The organism is Sphingobacterium sp. JUb20, assembly GCF_004342035.1.
GTDB classification, from domain to species: Bacteria; Bacteroidota; Bacteroidia; order Sphingobacteriales; family Sphingobacteriaceae; genus Sphingobacterium; species Sphingobacterium anhuiense.
This window is the reverse complement of the sequence record NZ_SLYV01000005.1, coordinates 171,611-191,815: the sequence shown is the minus strand read 5'-3', so window position 1 is coordinate 191,815 and position 20,205 is coordinate 171,611. Positions and strand designations below refer to the sequence as shown.

Sequence of the window (20,205 nt, the reverse complement as noted above, 5' to 3'; positions counted from 1 at the left end):
GCTATTCATGACTATTTCAAGTAAAGGCCTGAACAATAAATGATATGGAAAATATTATAATAATCAAAATAGCGGAAAAGGTCATAAATTTCGCTTTACAAGCCGAAACAATTTATATAACAACAGGTTAATAGAGTTCTCAAACCTTACTCTCCCGGTATTTGAAAATAGGGTATGTATCACAGCTATTCTTTAAAAGTATATCTTAAAGAATAGCTTCAGAAAATTTGTTACGGTTTTTTTTCTTAGTTGCAACGATAGAATAAATCATCGGTATTTTATTGTCCAAATGCTTAATACGGTATTTTTTAGGTTCAAACTCAATCATGTTATTGAAAACATCATAAGGCGAATAATCGTATTCTTGAAAACCCACTATTTCCATTTCGTGATTAAGCAGACTGCCTACAACCTCACTCATACTATGATTCCAAGTTATATAAGACTGAGAAATAGCGGCACCTTTGTCTGCATAGGTTCCGTTTTCTGTTTCCACAATGGGAGCCACATTAAAATAATTATAACCAATTTTATCGAAATTATCATCAAACATCCAAACAACTGGATGAAACTCAACAAAAATAAATTTTCCTTCTGGCTTCAAAAAATGCGAAATTAATGTTGCCCATTTCTCTAAATCAGGCAACCATGTTATGGTACCATAGCTTGTAAAAACAATATCAAACTGCTTATCTAAATGATTTTCTAAATCGTACAAATCACAGCAAATAAACTGGGCATCTGAATCTGTTTCTAAAGCAATTCTTTTTGCACTTTCAATAGCTTTGTCAGATAAATCAACACCTGTAACTTTCGCACCAAGTCGACCTAATGAAATGGTATCTTGCCCAAAATGACATTGCAGATGTAAAATACTTTTACCTTCAATATCTCGGAGTAATTCTATTTCTATTGGATTTAGTGAGCTTGCTCCTTTTAAAAATCCTTCAAGATTGTAGAACTCTGATTTTAAATGCGTATCAGTTCTATTATTCCATGAATGTTTATTTATTTCAATATAGTTATCTTCAGTTTCCATTTAAGTTTTGTTAAAAAACACAATCATTCATTAAATTATGACTTATGCCCGTTTATAATTTTCCCACCTTGGTTAAGGCTAAATTACAAAAAATTACAGGAACAATGTTGGATTTGATATGGTTAACCAGTTGGTTTCCTACAGATTCTTATCTACAATTTATTTTTCAAAGCTAACTTAGCTTTTACATAAGATGAACAAAAACACAGGCAACAGTAAGTTTTTTTTAGTATTTTATCTAATACACCTTTACTCTTCAGGAATAAGATAAATTAAACTTATTTTTGATTATGAGCATATTTACATACCATTTAGTAAAAACATCCTATTTATCAGCTTTAAAGGCCATTTTATTTCCGCCTAAGCCATTTCATAATTCGGGATTAATTCATATGGAATGTATGACAGCAATGACATTAGGCTCTGCCATCACATCTCCTTCTCGACTTTTTTCTAAACAGGTTGCTGTATTCGCACAGTGGAACGATGAAGCATCGGTTGACCAGTTCTTAATCGAAAACAAATTTGGGAGAGTATTGTCCAAAGGATGGCACACACGATTAATTTTTCTAAGGCAATGGGGGGAAATAACTAAATTCCAGATTCCGGAAGTAACACTTGAACTCGAACCTCTTGATAGCCCCGTTGTAGCAGTAACCTTAGCTCGCATGAAATTATTTGAAATTCCAAGATTTATACGCTGGGGCAAACCCGTAGAAAAACTGGTCCGTGATCATCCCGGCACTACTTTTTCTTTGGCATCGATAAGACACCCGAGAACTGTTTCTACATTTTCAATTTGGAGATCCCAAAAAGAAATGACTGATATGGTTTTAGGGCATAGTAATGTTCATGCTCCGACAAGACATGTCGATGCAATGAAGGAACGAAAACGCAAAGATTTTCACTTTGAATTTACAACTTTGCGATTTAAGCCTTTATCTGAATTTGGTGAATGGAATGGACGTAATAACCTCATACCTCTTCTATGATCAAAATAAGTTTCGCCCATCCGATGCAAAAGATTCAAGATTGGATTACACAACAATGGGTAATTCTATCCGGTCGAAAAATTGACTCAAAAAATGATAACTGGTTAATGGGTCCATTTGGTAATTTGGAAGCAATTGATAAGAACTACATCGATAAACTTGCTAAGCTAGAAAATCTAAGAATTGATACTCCATCCGAAATGCATGGATTGATACCAACAATGAGCCAACTTCATTTTTCTCCGCATGAATACGCCCGATTATCAGCTAAAGTGATTGATTTTTATGAACGAACAGGACATTATGATCTAAATGTTTCAGTAAAATGGAATTCTTTTTTTAAAGTTTTTGGATTTCTGTTAAAAAAATTATTCAGCAATAGGTTAAATCAATTAAATATCCCAATCTATGATATGCATAATTCGGAATCTATTACAAGCGAAATAGTAAGACTTTTGGATGCCAAAACGAACCAAATTAAATATATATTCTGGCTCAGAAAAATTGCATCAACTGGCAAAGGAATATATTCTGGAGCATATGGGATCTGTCAATTGCCAAGTGGCCGGTATTGTGTAAAAGCTATTTTCCCATTACCTCATGGTAATGCCACCGTTATTATGGCTCCTAAAGTTGGCGTAAATGGTGAATTAGTATTAAATTCGTCTGGTCAACGTTTTGGTGATGCAGGTTTTTATTTTTTGCTAAAAGATTCTAAAGGTGAGCATTGGTCAAAATATATCCGTTCATTCCGTGATGAATTAATCATAAGCGAAGCTGATAAACAATTGACTGCAACACAAACGCTAACCTTATGGAATTTAAATGTTTTGAAATTTAATTATGAAATATTTCAAAAACAATAGCCTACTAATTGGCGAAAACAATCTTACTAAATAAAACGTCATTAAAATAGCGAATCAAAGAATTTCATAGTTCTAACATCCTTTATAAAATTCGAATAATTCAGAATTGTAGGTGGTCAACAGGATCAAATAAATCATTAATAGCGGAATCTAGCTCCCGCTTTTATAACAAAATATAAATACAGTTTATTTTTAGGCGTCTAAATAGATACAATAAAACGAAATGTTTTACCTTTATAACCTGGATACAATTGTGCATTAAGAATTATTAAAAAGAACTTATGGTAGAGGAGAATGTCCTATTAGTTTTATCGCTATTTTTTGTCATGGCGATGCTATTTGTAGTAAGTCAAAGGATCAAAATTTCGTATCCCATTTTATTGGTCATTGGAGGTTTAGGCATCTCGCTAATTCCAGGCATGCCCGTGATCAGTATCAATCCTGATTTGGTATTTTTAGTGTTTTTACCTCCACTGCTATTTGAAGCTGCCTGGTACACCAATTGGGATAGTTTGAAGAAATGGCGCAGATCCATTATGAGCTTAGGCTTTGGTTTAGTTTTTTTTACATCTATTGCTATCGCCTACTTTTCCGTAAATATTATTCCGGGGTTTACTTTGGCGTTAGGATTTTTATTGGGCGGTATTATTTCTCCCCCAGACGCTGTCGCTGCGACATCAGTATTAAAAGGTGTCAAGATTCCTAAACGAGGATTAACACTGCTAGAAGGAGAAAGCTTGGTAAACGATGCAGCCTCTCTGACTGTATTTAGGTTTGCCATAGCGGTAATTCTTACTGGCCAATTTGTATTTCAAAAGGCGGCTTCGGAATTTGTCATATTATCAATTATGGGTGTTATCGTAGGTTTAGCAGTAGCTCATATATTATATTTATTTCTACGCTATGTTGCAAAATCTTCAAGTATTTCGACTCCGATCACATTAATCGCCCCATACATCATGTATCTTGTTGCTGAGCATTTTCATTGGTCGGGTGTACTTGCTGTTGTGAGTGGCGGACTGTTTCTATCATTTCGTTCAGGCGATTACTTAAATCATCATACCCGAATTCAAACCAAGGAAGTCTGGGCTACATTAGGTTTCTTACTAAACGGATTCGTATTTATTTTAATTGGCTTAGAATTACCTGTTATTGTAGCAGGACTAGGTCAATATTCACAAGAGGAAGCTATAAATTATGCGCTCATTATTAGCGCTATTGTTATTGTATTACGAATAATACTGGTATATCTTTCAGAATATCTACCTCGCATGCTATCTAAAAAGATCCGATCAAGAGAGAAAAGTCCAGGCTGGAAATTACCCCTTGTCGTAGGTTGGGCAGGTATGAGAGGTGTAGTATCACTAGCTTCAGCATTGGCTATACCATTAACACTAAATAATGGAGATCCATTCCCACACCGTAATTTAATTCTCTTTATCACCTTCGTTGTCATCTTAATTACATTAGTTTTTCAAGGACTGACACTCCCTATTCTCATCAAAATAATAAAGATGGATGATGTGGATGTGGAAGAACCTATAGAGAATCAGATTGACGAGATTCGGGTTCAATTGGCAAAAGATTCCATTGCCTATCTGGATAGCAACTACAGCAAGGAGATGGAAGAATACGAAACAATTGCAAGAATTAAAGAACAATTACAGAGAAGTATCCATGTATCTGAAAATGCTAAACTGGAAGATAGGCGTGCACAGTTGACTGCCGTAAGAAGTCTTTATAATAAAATTATGCTAGAAATAGTTGCCGTTAGAAGAAATGGACTTTACAAATTGCGAGAAGAAAAACACTACGACAGTAGCATTATCAAAGATCTGGAATATACACTTGATTTAGAAGAATCCAGATTAAAACGCAAATAGAAAAACATATTGTTTTCAGTATAATTCAAGATGGGTCATGAGTAGTGAAAATAAAGAATTGCTTTCATTTGAAGCTAAATTAGAAATTATCGGAATAAATCCGTTTGTGTTTTTACCCCAGACGGTTTTATCTGAAATATTAAGAAGAGCCCAAAAGGAAAAAGGAAAGATTCCAGTAAAAGGTCGGGTAAATAATACAGATTATAACCAGACATTGTTAAGATTTAAAGGAGAATGGCGACTCTATATAAATACAACAATGTTAAAAAATTCACCCCAAAGAATCGGTGAACTTTTACAACTGACTATACAGCTCGATACTGCATCAAGAATTATAATTCCGCACCCCAAATTGGTATATGCATTAAAAAACAATCAGGTCGCTGAAAAACGATTCAATGAACTTACCCCATCCTTAAAATTAGAAATTATTAAATATATTTCATTCTTAAAAACTGAAGAAAGTATCAACAGGAATATTGCAAAAGCAATAAATTTTTTAATGGGGCAAGGCCCTTTTATTGGTCGGAAAACCTTAAATATTAAAGGAGACCGAGATGAGATTTAGCAGCATAGTTGATTATCAAATCCTATTTTAGTAGGAAATCTTCACGTGGAGGATTAAAAGAATCGATTAGTTCACCAGCAGATATGCACTCACAACCATGTACTATATTTCCAGGAATGATGCAACTATCCCCTTCTTTCATGACATGTACAACATCACCAATAGTATAATGAAATACGCCCGATTTAACGTATGAAATTTGTGTATGACGATGTTGATGCAATTCGCCCCTAGCGCCTTCATCAAATCGAACCTTAGTGAGCATCATAAATTCATTATGTACCGCAACTTGCCTCTTAACCCCTCCTCCTAAATCTTCCCAATCATTTTCATTTTCAAAGTGAAATAATTCATTTTTCATATGCCAAACTGCTTTTATTATACGTCTTACGCTAAATATAGGAATGATTCGTTCTAAAAAAAAGTTTCTTTGAATATTATTAAAAGTACTGTCAAAGCATAACCCTGATGTTGTAGGTCAAAGACCCTGACAGCACTCCCAAATAATGAAATCACAAACTCTTTATTTTATCCAGCAAGTTTTCTTGGTTATTTCCAAAGGAATCTGTCTATATTTTTTATACAGAACAGTACCTCCAATTGCTATGAAAATGGTTGAAAACCTAAAAACATTGGCATAAACTCCCCCCAAAGCATTGGTATCGACATCAAAAATAAGCCAATACAAATTCATAAAGCAGTGTAAAAAAATTGCCGTCCATAAATTAAACTTCCATTCAGCATAGATCCAGGAAAATAAAACCGAACCTAAACATGTCAACATAAAAATTTGGATCAACTCGCCGATATCATTACCCTGATATAAATGCGCCGATCCAAATAATAATGAACCTAAAAATACAGAAGGAAAAAAACCTAGTTGTGTATACCGGTATAATTGTCCAAAAAGAAAACCACGATAAATCAGTTCTTCAAAAAAAGCAGCGGAGATTGTATTGATAATTATAGTATCAAAAGAAAGTGCCTTGTTCAAGTCAAATTTGAATATAAAACCAATCAACATGGGTAATGTCGCTATTACAGCAAAGGAAATACCCCTAGATACACTGTTGGATAAACCCAATTTTTCAGGAATATGTCGATAATCTTTATGAAGAATCCCGACGGTAATAAATAAAGGTATCAATGTTATCATATATGCCGTAACATGTCCCAAGGCTTTTGAATGCGTCACTGAGAATACACTTTTTAGTATTAAGGCAAAGAAATTGGCATCAATGTAAAAGTAAATTACAAACCCAATAATGAAAACTAAATAAAATCTTAATCTGTCCATAGTTGTTTTTTTATAATTACGAATATAGGCGACTTAAAACACCATGGAAAAACAAAGTGGTCGTTAGCAAATATTAGGGACGAACGGCAAACTCTTTTAAAAGAGGAATAACCGGAGTAATATAATTTCTCGAAACCGTGACCTCCCTATCTATATTTTCTAATGATATTTTATATCCGGCAGTATTCCCTTTAAATTTCGTCACCTTTCTTAAATTAACAATAAAGGAGCGATGCACTTTTTGTATCGTGTCACACTCGACCTGATCCAATAATTTAGTCAAAGAAATCCGGACCATTTCTTTTTTTAGAATACCCTTTTCATAAAAATGCAGGATACAATAATTATCGGCAGCCTCTGCAAGAATAAAATCATCAACATCCATTTCCTGATGAAAATTAGCATAGTCGGAAACAATACATAGTTTCAAATTATCTTCCTCTTCTATACAATTATCTGTTTTTTCAATATGTTGATAGTTCTCTCGCACTTCATTAGATCGATCTTTATTATTGAGGTAAATAAATCGTGCCAAGATATAAATAGATGAAACTGGAATTCCTAATGCCGCAGTGTAAGCAAACATATACAAAAAATTTTCAACAGAGAGCTGCACTTCACTCAAATACAATGAATTATATAAGTATGCAAATATTGAAATCAGAAATAAAATTAAAAAAGCCTTAAATAGTTCCAAACCTATTGTCCATTTCTTTTTCCACTGCAAGGATAAAAGATTGACAGTACAAAATGAAAATGAAGTCATTACTGCGTATGGAAATAATAACAAATATTTATAGGTATGCTCAAACTGGCTAGTTCCAAAAGGCTGATAAATAATCAATAACACATAGAATAAGATGCCTACAAGTGTTGACGTTAAAATAATTTCTTGATGTGATTCACTGTCTGGATAAGCAACATCTAATATCATCGCTATTTTTGTTAAAAATGGTAATAACCAAATATCTAAAAGTTTAATAACACAAACAAATCCAACACTGAGAATTAATTTTTATATATGCTCCTTCATTTCATCATGTCTACAAGTAATAGCGATGATTTACTCCTTCCACAGGATTAATATGGACATTTACCGCTGATTCAATGGTATTTACCGAACACCGCTAGACAAAATGAAATATTTCATTCAAATTCAGCTATAATTAAACCGTTACAAAAAACATATAAGTATCTTACCCTTAATAATCACTTATGAAATTAATCGCTGCTGTTTTCCTCATTACCTTTTTTGCAATATCCTCAGTCTTAGCTCAGGTATCGGAACGAAAATTGGTGTCCATTAACAATAAAAAAATGGCTTATCGTACATTTGGACTTGAAAATAGAAAAATCGGTGAACCGATTGTTGTATTTGAGAGTGGACTTGGTTCTTCTGGAGGAAGTAATGGAAGCTTATTTCCATTTATTCAGAATAATTTTGCAGGTATTGTTTACGATAGAAACGGAATAGGTGAATCTGAATTAGATAGTGCAGTAAAAACCGATGCCGATGTCGTAAAAAGACTTCACGACTTACTGACTACTTTAAAAATAAGCCCACCCTACCTCCTAGTTGGACATTCAATAGGCGGGCCATTTATTCGTTTGTTTGCTTCAAAACACCCTGAAGAAATAGCTGGTTTATTTTTCATAGATCCAACTGATTTTATGCTGACCAAAGAAGAGGATGATGAAGTAAAGTTTAAAACAGGAAGTAAAACAGGATATCAGGAACTTTTGAATATAAACCTTCAAAATATCATTAAAGACCCGTCCACATCGACAGGTTTCCGACATGAAGCAGAGAGAGAACTGAATGAAAGTACGCCACATTTTTTCAAAAATTACACTTCTTTACCACCACTACCTGACATTCCAGTTACCGTAATGATTGCATACAGTAAGCATATCGAACAATACGAAACAAAGATGAATAAAGAGCTAAACTTGGGTATCAACTTAATCCCGTGGTGGAAAGAACTCGATCAACTTCGTATAGAACACTATGCTGAGATGATAAAAAATAACCATAACAGCAAGCTGATCTTACTTCCAAAATACAGTCATGGTATTCATCAACAGGATCCAAAGCTGGTTGCAGAAGCCTTAATATCGATATATAACAGTACCTTACGATCCTCTAAACCCAGTAACTAGATCAAACCATCATCAGCTTATAAATAACGACCTGATCTGACCAAAACAAAAGATCATACATTAGCCATAAGGATAAAATCAAAAAACCGAAAATATAAAAAAAAACCCTCCGAAACTCTTATTCCGGAGGGTTACAAATAATGATTATAGCAGTCGCAAAAACAAGTGCTAATATGAATTTACAATTAGTTCGTTATCTTAATCGATAGCTCATTCAATAGGGCCTTAGCTTCGTTTAGATTTGAATTCCAAACTTTAGTTCTTTCTGCACTATTTAACTTCTGGATCGCCGCTTCGAAACGCTTCAAATCCTCAGTCAATCCCTTCTCCTTAAGCGCTTTCTTGACGATTTGCACTTTTTCATAATCCTGAACACCTTCGAGTGTTCTTTCATAACGGATCGAGCTTCGCCCATTTGGATACACAATATAGGTATCGCCAGCGGGCCAGGTACGGAATCGGGAATCTAAAATTGGGTTTTCTACCCATGAGTTGAATGCCCAATGCAGTAATCCATCAAAATCTGCCGCTTCAGCATACCAGCCCATATAAGCGGATTCTGCAGGATCTGAAAACGTAAATTGATTTGGAAAATTATTGCCACAATACACATAAAAAGTAGTAATCAAACCTCTTTTTTTACGATCTAGCAAATCTTCATGAGAAAAGGGATGATTTGCAGCAATACTAATATCTTTACTGTCAGGATAGCGCTGATACGTTTTCTGATTATCCGCATAAGAAACGCCTAAAGTTGGCGCCACCTTCTTCAAAAGAGATAAAGCACCATCAACTTCTTCTTTTGTGCGTTCATCCATGGCGATGTTTGTAATTCCCAACCAGCCTTTTGAATCCAAATGTTTTACAAGATCCTTTAGGAAAGGGGTCCATAATTCCTCAAATGCGGGTGTACCTGGTTTTGCAACAACATTGACAACTTCATTTTTTGCTACATCGCGATAATGTATTTCATTATTCCATGGGACAATCGAATAAATATTGATCATTTTTTTAATGCCTAGGTCCATCATAAACTGAACCCAACGGTCAAATACTTTATAATCGTAAGCCCAAGTACCATCTGCATTTTTGTTCCAAACAATCATGTCAGCATACGGATCATAAGTCTGCACATTCCATGGATCTTTGTTCATGGTTGCGGTGATCACTTTCTGTCCTGCATCAGCTAACATTTTCATAACAGGTTTCATAGCTTCAAAATGAGCATCACTCCACATTTCTAAACCATGCACACGTGCTACGGCCGACGGATGTTGCCATTGATCCAAATGGAAGACCCAGTCACTTGGCTTAGGCAATATATTTTCTAATACAGTAACTTTTAATGTTAATTGGTCAGTAACCTTGCCTTTGCTTGCGATACTTACTTTAGCCTCATATTCACCTGGGCTAGCATCACTCGGGATCTTCACCGTCAGCCAAACAGGACGTACTTTACTAGCTTCCAGATCGAATGCTGTTAGATCATCTAACATATCTGGTGATAATGAAGAAGCAAAATCCTCTTTCTTCCGATATCCACAGCCAGCGGCAAATTCGTCAGTCATTACATACCGAACGAAACGTGCTGAAGCAACATTTGAAGACATTTTAGCACCCTTTGCACCTTTGAAATCTGATATAGTCACCTTGACATCCGGCGCGGCATCTTTCGTCCATAATAACACTTGTGATGAAACACGTTCGCCACGCCAGCCAACCACTGCATCGCTAGACTTCTTCTCTAAATCAGGAACCAGCGATTTAGGATAACGCTTATCTATTGTTACGAATGAGCTATGTAAGCCTTTTTTAACCGTGGACCAGTCAGACAATGCATCTTTCGTTGGATCCGCCATTTCTTGAAAATTCACCATTTCAAAGGCAGGCGTCTGTGCCTTTACCGTTTGTATACTCCATAACGCTCCGACAAGAAGTGCTGACGCTAAAGTTTTATTCTTAAAGCTCATATTTATATAACTTATTTTTTCAATTCAGATTTACCATAAGGATGTGATTACTTTTTAAACAAGAATATTTAATAAGTAATCACAAAATATATTTTCACAATATGAAGCAAACTAATTAAATTTTAAGATGTATACAAATGCTAAACAAGAACAAACGTTTGCTCATTTTTATCAACACGTTAATTCCAGACCTTTTGATCGTAAGCGGCTTCCCAAAATTGGTACTCCAGTCTAGATGCTAAAACAAATGCTTCACTCATCTTATTACGAATAGCAACAGTCGTATTCGCGGCTACTTGATCACACATAGCAATAGCTTGCCGTACAGAAATAGCAAAATCTTCTCCTCCGTATGTATCAATCCATTTTTGGTAAGGATTGTCAGTTACTTTTTCTTGTCTGGCAATAAACTCCCCCACTTCTTTATATATCCAAAAACAGGGTAAAGTTGCTGCCATCCCAACCTCTATAGGATCTAGCGCTGCTGTACTTTTTAGGTAATGCACATAATGATGGCAAACAGGCTGAATATCACCTTTCTCGGTAACACCAAAATCCTTAAAATAAGAGTCGTGCAAGGCATTTTCCACGACAATTGCATTTTCTCCAAAACGCATATAGGATAGCGCATCTTGAACATCATGTGCTCGAGCACCAATAAGGGCTAATGCTCGACCAAAATGTTCAAGATAAAGCGAATCTTGAGTCATATAAAATTGAAATTTTTCTTTAGGCAAATTTCCTGTCGTAAGTTCCTTTATAAAAGGCATGTCTAATATAGACTGATATTTATCTGAGATACTATTCCAAACCTGTTCAGACCAATTCATATTTAATTTGTTTTTGAGGATTAAAAAAATGATTTAAAGGACCATTGCCCATTCCTAATTGTACATCTGCCCCTTGCTCTATTGCCACAAAAACATAGTTTTGCGCTAAAGAAACTGCTTCAGATATCGTATGCCCCTGTGCCAGATAAGCGGCTATTGCAGATGACAGCGTACACCCGGAACCATGGGTATTCTTTGTTTTAATTTTTTTACTTTTAAATATTTCGGGAGGGCAATTTTTATCAAATAATATAGATTGCAGCGTATCCTGCTCCAGATGCCCCCCCTTTACCAAGACGCGCTCACAACCTAATGCTAGGATACTTTCCCCTGCAACATACATATCTTCTAATGTTTCTACTTTCGCATTGGCCAGTATACCGGCTTCATCCATATTCGGTGTAATTAAATCTGCTAAGGGGAAAAGTAGGTCGATCATTGCTGCAATAGTTTGTTCCTCAATAAGCCGGTGGCCACTAGTAGCAACCATAACAGGATCAAATACAAGGGGTACTTTTTTATATTTCTGAAGCGTCTGCGCAATTGTAATAACCAATTGTGGTGTATGGACCATTCCAATCTTTATGGCATCAGGAAAGACATCGTCCATAATAGATTCAATCTGATCTGCTACAGCTTCAAGTGCTATGGGATAAATCTTTCGGACCCCCATCGTATTTTGCACAGGTAATGCTGTCAATACCGAGGTAGCATAGCATCCTAATGCCGAAAAAGTTTTGATATCCGCTTGTATTCCGGCTCCGCCACTTCCGTCGAAACCTGCGATCGTCAGCGTAGTTGGGTATCGGTATTTTTTCATTTTAAAATTTCATTTTTAAGTTCAAATGCTGCTTTTTCTGGATTTTCACTCCCACATATCGCAGACACTACAGCTAAACAATCGGCACCAGCCTTTATAACACGACGAGCATTTTGTATATGGATATTGCCAATAGCAACCAACGGTTTATCTGTTCGTTGTCGAATATTCACAATACCTTCTAAGCCCCATTCTGTGATGGTATCCTTTTTGGTTTCAGTATTGAATACAGGGCTGATACCCAAGTAATCGGATAATGGAATCTGCTCATTTTTCAACTGTTCAAGATTTTCAATAGAATAACCGACCAGAGGTCTTGGGCTATACCAAGCTTTTCTAATATGACTAGGAGAAATATCATGGTTACCTACATGAATACCAGCCGCACCCAATTCTTGGGCCACTTCAAGATTATCATTGATGATTAAAGGAATCCCATATTTGTCAGTGATCTCTTTCAATTGGCGGGCTTTTGCCAAGTAAAGACGTGTCGTTAGCTCTTTTTCTCGAAGCTGTATAATATCTACACCACCAATAATAGCGCGCTCCGCAACATGAAGATAATTTATTCCACGACAATCCTGCTCTGAAATCACAAGATATAACTGATAAGGAAAAGAAGTATCGAAATCCATTATATGCTAAATTTTAATGTATTCCCAAATTCAGTTTCAGTGATGTTATATAGCTTATCAAGAAGTTTAACCTGCAGACTACCCGGTCCATCACTTTCCTTTTCAGCTAGTTCTCCAGCTACTCCCATGAGAGCCATTGCAGCAGTTACTGCCTCTGTTTTATTGGCGATTACAGCTATAAAGGCTCCAACAATCGCACTTGCAGAACATCCTAACCCGGTTACCTTTGTCATCAAAAGATGTCCATTTTTTAGATGAATCTCCTGACTCCCAGAAATCACAATATCAGTTTCGCCAGAAATACAAACAACGGAACCATATTGTCGATGAAGATCTAATGCGGCTTTAACTGCTTCACCACTTTGAGAAGTACTATCCACTCCTTTCGTCTTTATAAGATTAGATTTGTTTAGTGCAATAATTTCAGATGCATTACCTCTTATGACAGTTGGTTTTTCACGAAGCAATTCTTTTAGAATATGATCGCGATAAGATGTCGCCCCCGCTCCAACAGGATCTAAAATCCAAGGTTTCCCTAATTGAGAAGCAGTATTTGCGGCCAATAACATAGATTCTGACCACACTTCATCTAATGTTCCTATGTTAATAACAAGTGAATCGCTGATAGTGACCATCTCGACTACTTCAGTTTTAGCATGAGCCATAATAGGTGAAGCTCCAACAGCCAATAAGGCATTGGCAGTATTATTCATGACGACAAAATTAGTAATGTTATGTACGAGTGGCGATTGTGCTCTTACTTGTTGGATATGCATCCAAAGTGTTTTCTCCATATTCATTTCATTTAATAAAAGATTGAATGCTTTAGGAAAAAACCACATACAAAACAGCACAGGTGTACTGTATTGCTTTTCCCTACGTCGGTATTAGCCGTGTCAGGTTCAAAGGGACTCTCTCAATTCTTTTTTAGAATACCCCTAAAGCATAACAAAGATATAAAATATAAACATTCATTCCCATCGCATGAACATTGACATTTTGAAATAATAATTATTATGTTGAGTTTATCTATAAAAAATCACATGTCATAATTGTAAAAAAACACAACACATTGATTGTTTTGACATTAAAAACCATTCTGATCACAAAAAATTCCATCAACAGAAAGCAATAAATTACAAAACTGCTGTTACATTAAATAAAAATAATATAGCTGTTGCTCTCGATAATTTTAAATTTAACATCCTAATTTTTACTAGACTTAATTCTAATTTTATCGTATCAAAACAAAAAAAATCGGCTATACTTACCAATTTACATCGTGATGATTCAGTAGATAACTATTTCGGTTCAGAAGCTATTTTCACCAGTTCAGTCAATTATTTCTTTCTTAAACCATCTAATCTTCTGTTATTTGTATTTGAAATTTTAATCATAAAAAAATGGTAAAGCAAGAATTCAAAGCAACAAACAATTTCAATCTATATACAGCCGTATTTGCTTTCGGTTTATTATTTATTTCATGTGGCGGACAAAAACAAGATGGATCGTATGAACAACAGGCTGTTCCTGCTGATTTCATTGAGCTAAAAGAGTCTCCGACTACGATTGTAGAAACTTATCCTGGTACCATAGAGGGAACAGTCAATGTCGATATTAGAGCACAAGTTTCCGGTTACCTAGAAGTGACATATGTGAAGGAAGGACAATATGTACAAAAGGGGCAATCACTTTTTAAAATTAAAAGTGATGTCTTCAATGAGCAGGTGAACAACAGTAAAGCTTCGTTACAGTCAGCACTAGCTGCACAGGCAAATGCACAGATTGAATTAGAAAAAATAAGACCGCTAGTTCAGGGAAAGGTTGTTTCAGACCTGCAGCTAAAAACTGCTCAAGCGCAATATGATGCAGCAAGTGCTCAGGTGGCACAAGCCAAATCAGCAGTAAGCTCTTCACAGTTAAACGCCGCTTTCGCAATTATCAAAGCACCAGTAAGTGGATATATAGGCCGTATTCCGAGTAGGGTCGGAAATTTGGTCACACCCTCTGATGCCAATCCATTGACAAGTCTATCTGAAATCGATCAGGTATTTGTTTACTTCAACCTCAATGAAGCAAAATTTATTGCTTTTATGAATGATAGAAAAACAGATGCCGGAATGAACACGGTAGAGATTATCATGGCCGACGGTAACAAATATAATCAAAAAGGTCAGGTTGAAATTGCAAGTGGTAACATTGATCGTAACACAGGAACGATATCACTAAAAGCGGTATTTTCAAATCCAGATAAAATTTTACGCTCAGGAGGTGCAGCGCGCGTGGTTTTAACTAAAAGTCTGAACAGTGCAATCAAGCTACCTATGGCAGCAGTGAAAGATATTCAAGACAAATTTTTTGTTTATGTCCTCGCTGACAGCAATAAAGTGGCAATGAAACCTATTGAAATAAATGGTAGAACAGGTGCAGATTATATCATCAAATCCGGCGTAAAAGCGGGCGATAAAATAGCCGTAAATAGTATTGACCAATTAACAGAAGGAATTGTAGTTCAACCTAAAGTAATAAGTCAAGACTCATTGAAAAATTAATTTTTAGACGAGTATCAACATGTTAAAAAAGATTATAGATAGACCCGTAATGGCCACCGTTATTTCGGTTGTGCTCTTAATATTGGGCGTTATAGGATTATTAAGACTACCTGTAACAAGATTTCCGGATATATCTCCACCTACCGTAATGGTTTCGGGTAGTTATCCTGGTGGAAACAGTGAGGCCGTGATCCGCTCAGTGGTAACACCACTGGAAGAGCAGATCAATGGTGTGGAAAACATGCAGTATATCAAGTCTACTGCAAGTAATGATGGTTCTTTTTCCATTTCCATTATCTTCAAACAAGGTGTCAATCCTGACCAGGCTGCTGTAAACGTACAAAACAGAGTGCAGCAAGCAACGCCGATACTTCCAGAAGAAGTAATCCGGATGGGGCTTACGACCTCAAAACAACAGAACAGTATGATCATGATCTTCAACGTGTATACGGATGATAATGAAAAATATGATGAGTTGTTTCTTCAAAACTATGTCAACATCAATGTTATACCACAGATTAAACGTGTACCTGGTGTAGGTCAGGCACAGGTTTTTGGTTTAAAGGACTATTCAATGCGTGTTTGGCTCAATCCGCAGAAAATGGCATCTTATGGTTTAGAACCTGCCGATGTAAGTAAGGCCATCGGCACTCAAAGTTTAGAGGTGGCACCCGGTAAATTGGGTGAAGAATCGAATGCGGCACTGGAGTACGTTATGCGTTATAAAGGTAAAAAGAGCCAACCTCATGAATATGAAAATATCGTTGTTAAACGTGATGGTGAGCTTTTGGTACGCTTAAAAGATGTAGCTCGTATAGAATTTGGTTCTCTTAGTTATAGTGGAAATACAACTATGAGCGGTAAAAACTCAGTTACTGTTGCAATTCTGCAGACTACAGGATCTAATGCAAATGATATCGAAATCGGTGTCCGCGATGTATTAAAGAATGCTTCTAAAAACTTTCCTCCTGGCGTAGACTACACCAGTTTGATGAGTACAAAAGAGCGTCTGGACGAAGCAACAGGACAGGTAAAATCTACTTTGATTGAAGCATTTATTTTGGTATTTATTGTCGTATTCTTGTTTTTACAGGACTTTAGATCGACCATCATACCTGCAATTGCTGTACCTGTAGCGATCATAGGAACATTTTTCTTTCTGCTTGCTTTTGGTTTCACAATAAACGTACTGACACTCTTTGCACTTGTACTTGCAATCGGTATCGTCGTCGATGATGCCATCGTGGTCGTCGAGGCAGTCCATAGTAAAATGGAAGGCACAAACATGACCGGAAAAGAGGCAACCCATAGTGCAATGGGTGAGATCACGGGTGCAGTTGTATCGATTACTTTAGTTATGTCTGCGGTATTTATACCGATCGGATTTATGACAGGTTCTGCAGGTATTTTTTATAAGCAGTTTGCCTATACATTGGCGATTGCAATTATTATATCGGCGGTCAATGCGTTAACCCTTACTCCTGCCCTATGTGCCTTATTATTGAAAAATAATCATGCCGATGGTCATCATGGAGAAACAGAAAAGAAAGGATTTGGAAAACGATTCTTTACCGCATTTAATGCTGGATTTGAGAATTTAACAGGTAAATATATCAAAGGATTACGGTTCTTAATTGTTAAAAAGTGGATTGGTGCAGGTTTAGTTGTTCTGATTACTGCACTAGCTGGTTGGATGATGATCAGTACACCAAAAAGCTTTGTTCCGATGGAAGATGATTCATTTATCATCTTCAGTTTAAGTATGCCTCCGGGTACTGCCTTAGATCGGACAACTGCCGCTGCTGCACGTATAGATGATATGTTGGAAAAAGAAGAGTCTGTACAGAATAGTACCATTATTACAGGCTTCAACATTCTATCAAATAGTGCCAGTCCAGCATATGCTATGGGTTTTATCAAGTTGAAAGATAAGAAAGATCGTGGTACGGAGAAAGACATTGATGTGATTTTAGGAAATCTAACAGCAAAGTTTGCAACCGTTAAAGAAGCTACTATAATGGCCTTTAGAAGTCCTCCAATAGACGGATATGGGGTTACAAGCGGTGCCGAAATCGTGTTACAGGATAAAAGTGGAAAATCCCCAGAAAAATTGAAAAAGATGTCCGATGAGGTTATTGGGAAAATTATGCAACAACCGGGGGTGCAATTTGCTTATACAACATTCCGTACGGATTTCCCACAACTTGAACTTGAGGTCGATGAGGATAAAGCACAACAAATGGGTGTCGAAATCAGTAATATGATGAACGTAATCCAGACCTATTTCGCAGGTGATCAGTCCATGAACTTTACACGATTTGGTAAATTCTACCGTGTCAATGTGAAAGCTGATGGAATATTCAGAACAGACGAAAATTCCTTTAATGAAATATTTGTCCGTAATGACCAAAATCAAATGGTTCCTGTGAAATCACTTGTTACTCTACATAAAGCATATGGTCCTGAATCCTTAAGCAGATACAACTTATTTAATGCGTTGACCATTAGTGTAGTGCCCCTACCCGGCGCCAGTAATGGTGAAATCATGGATAATCTAGAAAAAAATGTATTGAGCAAATTGCCTTCAGACTACGGTTACGAATGGACTGGCTTAAGTTTAGAGGAAAAGTCAGCAGGAAATCAGACGTTAGTTATCTTATCGTTGTGTCTCCTATTCGTTTACTTTTTATTAGCGGCACAGTATGAGAGTTACCTTTTACCACTTGCAGTATTGCTATCTATTCCAACAGGTATTATTGGTGCATTTGCATCGATTAAAGCCATCGGATTGGATAATAATATTTATGTACAGGTAGGATTAATTATGCTTGTGGGATTATTAGCTAAAAATGCAATCTTAATCATCGAATTTGCCGTACAACGGCGAGCTGCAGGTTATTCTATTGTAGAGTCTGCCATTGAGGGTGCAAAATCAAGATTACGTCCTATCATCATGACATCTCTAGCTTTTATTGCTGGTATGATTCCATTAATGTTTGCTACGGGCGGATCTGCAATGGGTAATAGATCGATCAGTACGGGCGCCGCAATAGGGATGCTTTCAGGCGTAATATTAGGTGTGTTTGTCATACCGATCCTTTATATTCTTTTTCAATATCTGCAGGAAAAGGTATCGGGTAAAAATAAAAATCAAAAAATTCAAAGTGTTGAATAATGGCATTATCTATAAATAATATAATTTACGGTATTGGAGTGGCAACTTTGTTGTCCTCATGTTCTGTAAACAAAAAATATAGTCGTCCAGAGTTGGAGACTCCACAAAGTTATAGGAATACGGTTGAGGTGACAGGTGATACCATTAGTTTGCCCTATAAAACTTTCTTTAAAGATACTTATTTGACGGCTTTGATCGATAAGGCACTTGATAAGAACAAGGATATATCGATCGCTATGATGAGTCTCCGTCAGCTAGATCTTTCCTATAAACAGGCAAAACTGGGACTTCTTCCAACAGCTGATCTTTCGATATCTGCGGCAAGGAACTATTTATCAAAAAGCTCTTTGAACGGTTCTTTGAGTGAGCAGTTTACAGGAAATCAACACATGGACGATTATTCTGCTTCTCTTAATATTTCGTGGGAAGCGGATATATGGGGGAAAGTTGCGTTGCAAAAAGAATCTGCAAGAGCAAGCTTCTTCATGCAACGTGAAAATTTATCAGCATTGCGAACACGTATTGTAAGTCAAGTCGCACAGGCTTACTACAATTTGATTACTTTGGATGAGCAACTTAAAGTTGCTTCGCGAAACATTGCTTTGAGCGATACGACTTTGCACATCATAAAACTTCAGTTCGAGTCTGCGCAAACCAATTCACTGGCAGTGGATCAAGCTGAAGCCCAGAAGAAAACTGCTGAATTATTGGTACCCCTTGCTAAGCAAAACATCGCACTACAAGAGAATGTATTGAGTATTCTTTGTGGGTCTTTTCCAGATAGCATATCACGAGCAAATACAATGGATACGACACCCTTTGTGGAAAGCTTTCCAATAGGTGTTCCTGCCGATATGCTCAGTAGACGTCCTGATGTTAGAGCTGCAGAATATGCTGTGGTAGTTGCTAACGCAGGTACTGGTCTTGCAAAGGCTCAGATGTATCCTTCTTTGAGATTAACTCCTTCTATTGGAACAAATTCATTCCAATTTGAAAATTGGTTTGATTTACCGGGTTCATTAGTAAAGAATATTGCTGGTAACATTACCCAACCTATTTTTCAAAATAAGAAGTTAAAAACAGCTTATGAAATAGCAAAAATCGAACAGGAAAAATCTGCCGAACAATTTCGTCTGGCAGTCATGACTGCGGTGAGTGAGGTATCTGATGCTTTAGCAAAAAGAGAGTACGCAAGTCAACGCATTACACTGATAGAACAGAAAAAAACGGCATTGCAAAAGGCTGTTAGTGATGCAATGTTGCTGTATAGAAGTGGAATGGCGACATATCTTGAAGTTATCACTGCACAGAATAACTCCCTTCAAAATGATCTAGAGGCCATTTCGATTCAAAAAGAACAATTTGATGCTTCAACAGATCTTTATCGTGCATTAGGTGGAGGAACAGAATAAATAATC

The 20,205-nt window shown here is 36.4% G+C and carries 17 protein-coding genes and 1 riboswitch; of the genes, 8 read left to right on the top strand and 9 right to left on the bottom strand.

All coding sequences use genetic code 11. The annotated features are described in order from the left end of the window. Positions 1 to 205: 205 nt before the first annotated feature. The gene (locus EDF66_RS10240) at positions 206 to 1,039 is read right to left on the bottom strand and encodes a class I SAM-dependent methyltransferase (protein ID WP_132842430.1); all 834 of its coding nucleotides are present in this window, start codon (positions 1,037 to 1,039) and stop codon (positions 206 to 208) included. Positions 1,040 to 1,329: 290 nt separating this feature from the next. Between EDF66_RS10240 and EDF66_RS10235 the strand changes: the two genes are divergently transcribed. The 4 genes from EDF66_RS10235 to EDF66_RS10220 all read left to right on the top strand — a co-directional run bounded on the left by EDF66_RS10235 (position 1,330) and on the right by EDF66_RS10220 (position 5,348). Next, positions 1,330 to 2,031, top strand: a complete 702-nt coding sequence (locus EDF66_RS10235; RefSeq protein ID WP_132842428.1) for a hypothetical protein — start codon at positions 1,330 to 1,332, stop codon at positions 2,029 to 2,031. Further along, positions 2,028 to 2,897: a hypothetical protein gene (locus EDF66_RS10230; protein WP_165902416.1), complete on the top strand. Its 870-nt coding sequence runs from the start codon at positions 2,028 to 2,030 to the stop codon at positions 2,895 to 2,897. Before EDF66_RS10235 ends, EDF66_RS10230 begins: the two co-directional genes overlap by 4 nt. A gap of 281 nt (positions 2,898 to 3,178) precedes the next feature. Then, positions 3,179 to 4,780, top strand: coding sequence for a Na+/H+ antiporter (locus tag EDF66_RS10225; RefSeq protein WP_132842427.1), 1,602 nt, complete (start codon positions 3,179 to 3,181; stop codon positions 4,778 to 4,780). 37 nt (positions 4,781 to 4,817) lie between these two features. Next, positions 4,818 to 5,348, top strand: a complete 531-nt coding sequence (locus tag EDF66_RS10220) for a YdeI/OmpD-associated family protein (RefSeq protein ID WP_132842426.1) — start codon at positions 4,818 to 4,820, stop codon at positions 5,346 to 5,348. Between the two features lie 22 nt (positions 5,349 to 5,370). On the opposite strand, the gene EDF66_RS10215 is transcribed toward EDF66_RS10220, so the two are convergent. The 3 genes from EDF66_RS10215 to EDF66_RS10205 form a co-directional block, all read right to left on the bottom strand. Next, positions 5,371 to 5,709, bottom strand: a complete 339-nt coding sequence (locus EDF66_RS10215) for a cupin domain-containing protein (protein ID WP_132842425.1) — start codon at positions 5,707 to 5,709, stop codon at positions 5,371 to 5,373. A 162-nt stretch (positions 5,710 to 5,871) separates the two neighbouring features. Then, positions 5,872 to 6,645 carry a CPBP family intramembrane glutamic endopeptidase gene (locus EDF66_RS10210; protein WP_132842423.1) on the bottom strand — a complete coding sequence of 258 codons (774 nt, stop codon included), beginning with the start codon at positions 6,643 to 6,645 and terminating at the stop codon, positions 5,872 to 5,874. A gap of 73 nt (positions 6,646 to 6,718) precedes the next feature. After that, positions 6,719 to 7,579: a LytTR family DNA-binding domain-containing protein gene (locus tag EDF66_RS10205; protein ID WP_132842422.1), complete on the bottom strand. Its 861-nt coding sequence runs from the start codon at positions 7,577 to 7,579 to the stop codon at positions 6,719 to 6,721. Positions 7,580 to 7,860: 281 nt separating this feature from the next. Between EDF66_RS10205 and EDF66_RS10200 the strand changes: the two genes are divergently transcribed. Next, positions 7,861 to 8,805 (top strand): alpha/beta fold hydrolase, encoded by a 945-nt coding sequence (locus EDF66_RS10200; protein ID WP_132842421.1) that lies wholly within the window; start codon positions 7,861 to 7,863, stop codon positions 8,803 to 8,805. A 185-nt stretch (positions 8,806 to 8,990) separates the two neighbouring features. On the opposite strand, the gene EDF66_RS10195 is transcribed toward EDF66_RS10200, so the two are convergent. The 5 genes from EDF66_RS10195 to thiM all read right to left on the bottom strand — a co-directional run bounded on the left by EDF66_RS10195 (position 8,991) and on the right by thiM (position 13,854). Beyond that, positions 8,991 to 10,775, bottom strand: coding sequence for a DUF4091 domain-containing protein (locus tag EDF66_RS10195; RefSeq protein ID WP_132842419.1), 1,785 nt, complete (start codon positions 10,773 to 10,775; stop codon positions 8,991 to 8,993). 179 nt (positions 10,776 to 10,954) lie between these two features. Continuing rightward, positions 10,955 to 11,605, bottom strand: coding sequence for a thiaminase II (gene tenA, locus EDF66_RS10190; protein WP_132842417.1), 651 nt, complete (start codon positions 11,603 to 11,605; stop codon positions 10,955 to 10,957). Continuing rightward, positions 11,592 to 12,425, bottom strand: coding sequence for a bifunctional hydroxymethylpyrimidine kinase/phosphomethylpyrimidine kinase (gene thiD, locus EDF66_RS10185; RefSeq protein WP_132842416.1), 834 nt, complete (start codon positions 12,423 to 12,425; stop codon positions 11,592 to 11,594). Before thiD ends, tenA begins: the two co-directional genes overlap by 14 nt. Then, positions 12,422 to 13,060, bottom strand: coding sequence for a thiamine phosphate synthase (gene thiE, locus EDF66_RS10180; RefSeq protein ID WP_132842414.1), 639 nt, complete (start codon positions 13,058 to 13,060; stop codon positions 12,422 to 12,424). The genes thiD and thiE overlap by 4 nt, the downstream gene beginning before the upstream one ends. After that, positions 13,060 to 13,854, bottom strand: a complete 795-nt coding sequence (gene thiM / locus EDF66_RS10175) for a hydroxyethylthiazole kinase (RefSeq protein ID WP_207898580.1) — start codon at positions 13,852 to 13,854, stop codon at positions 13,060 to 13,062. Before thiM ends, thiE begins: the two co-directional genes overlap by 1 nt. A 62-nt stretch (positions 13,855 to 13,916) precedes the next feature. After that, a riboswitch (TPP riboswitch) is annotated at positions 13,917 to 14,010 on the bottom strand. A gap of 453 nt (positions 14,011 to 14,463) precedes the next feature. Here thiM and EDF66_RS10170 point away from each other — a divergent pair. The 3 genes from EDF66_RS10170 to EDF66_RS10160 are packed head-to-tail and all read left to right on the top strand — an operon-like array spanning position 14,464 to position 20,199. After that, positions 14,464 to 15,612, top strand: a complete 1,149-nt coding sequence (locus EDF66_RS10170; protein ID WP_132842410.1) for an efflux RND transporter periplasmic adaptor subunit — start codon at positions 14,464 to 14,466, stop codon at positions 15,610 to 15,612. Positions 15,613 to 15,631: 19 nt separating this feature from the next. Then, complete coding sequence (locus tag EDF66_RS10165; protein ID WP_132842409.1) at positions 15,632 to 18,787, top strand: efflux RND transporter permease subunit; 3,156 nt, start codon at positions 15,632 to 15,634, stop codon at positions 18,785 to 18,787. Further along, positions 18,787 to 20,199: an efflux transporter outer membrane subunit gene (locus tag EDF66_RS10160; RefSeq protein ID WP_132842407.1), complete on the top strand. Its 1,413-nt coding sequence runs from the start codon at positions 18,787 to 18,789 to the stop codon at positions 20,197 to 20,199. Before EDF66_RS10165 ends, EDF66_RS10160 begins: the two co-directional genes overlap by 1 nt. Positions 20,200 to 20,205: the final 6 nt, after the last annotated feature.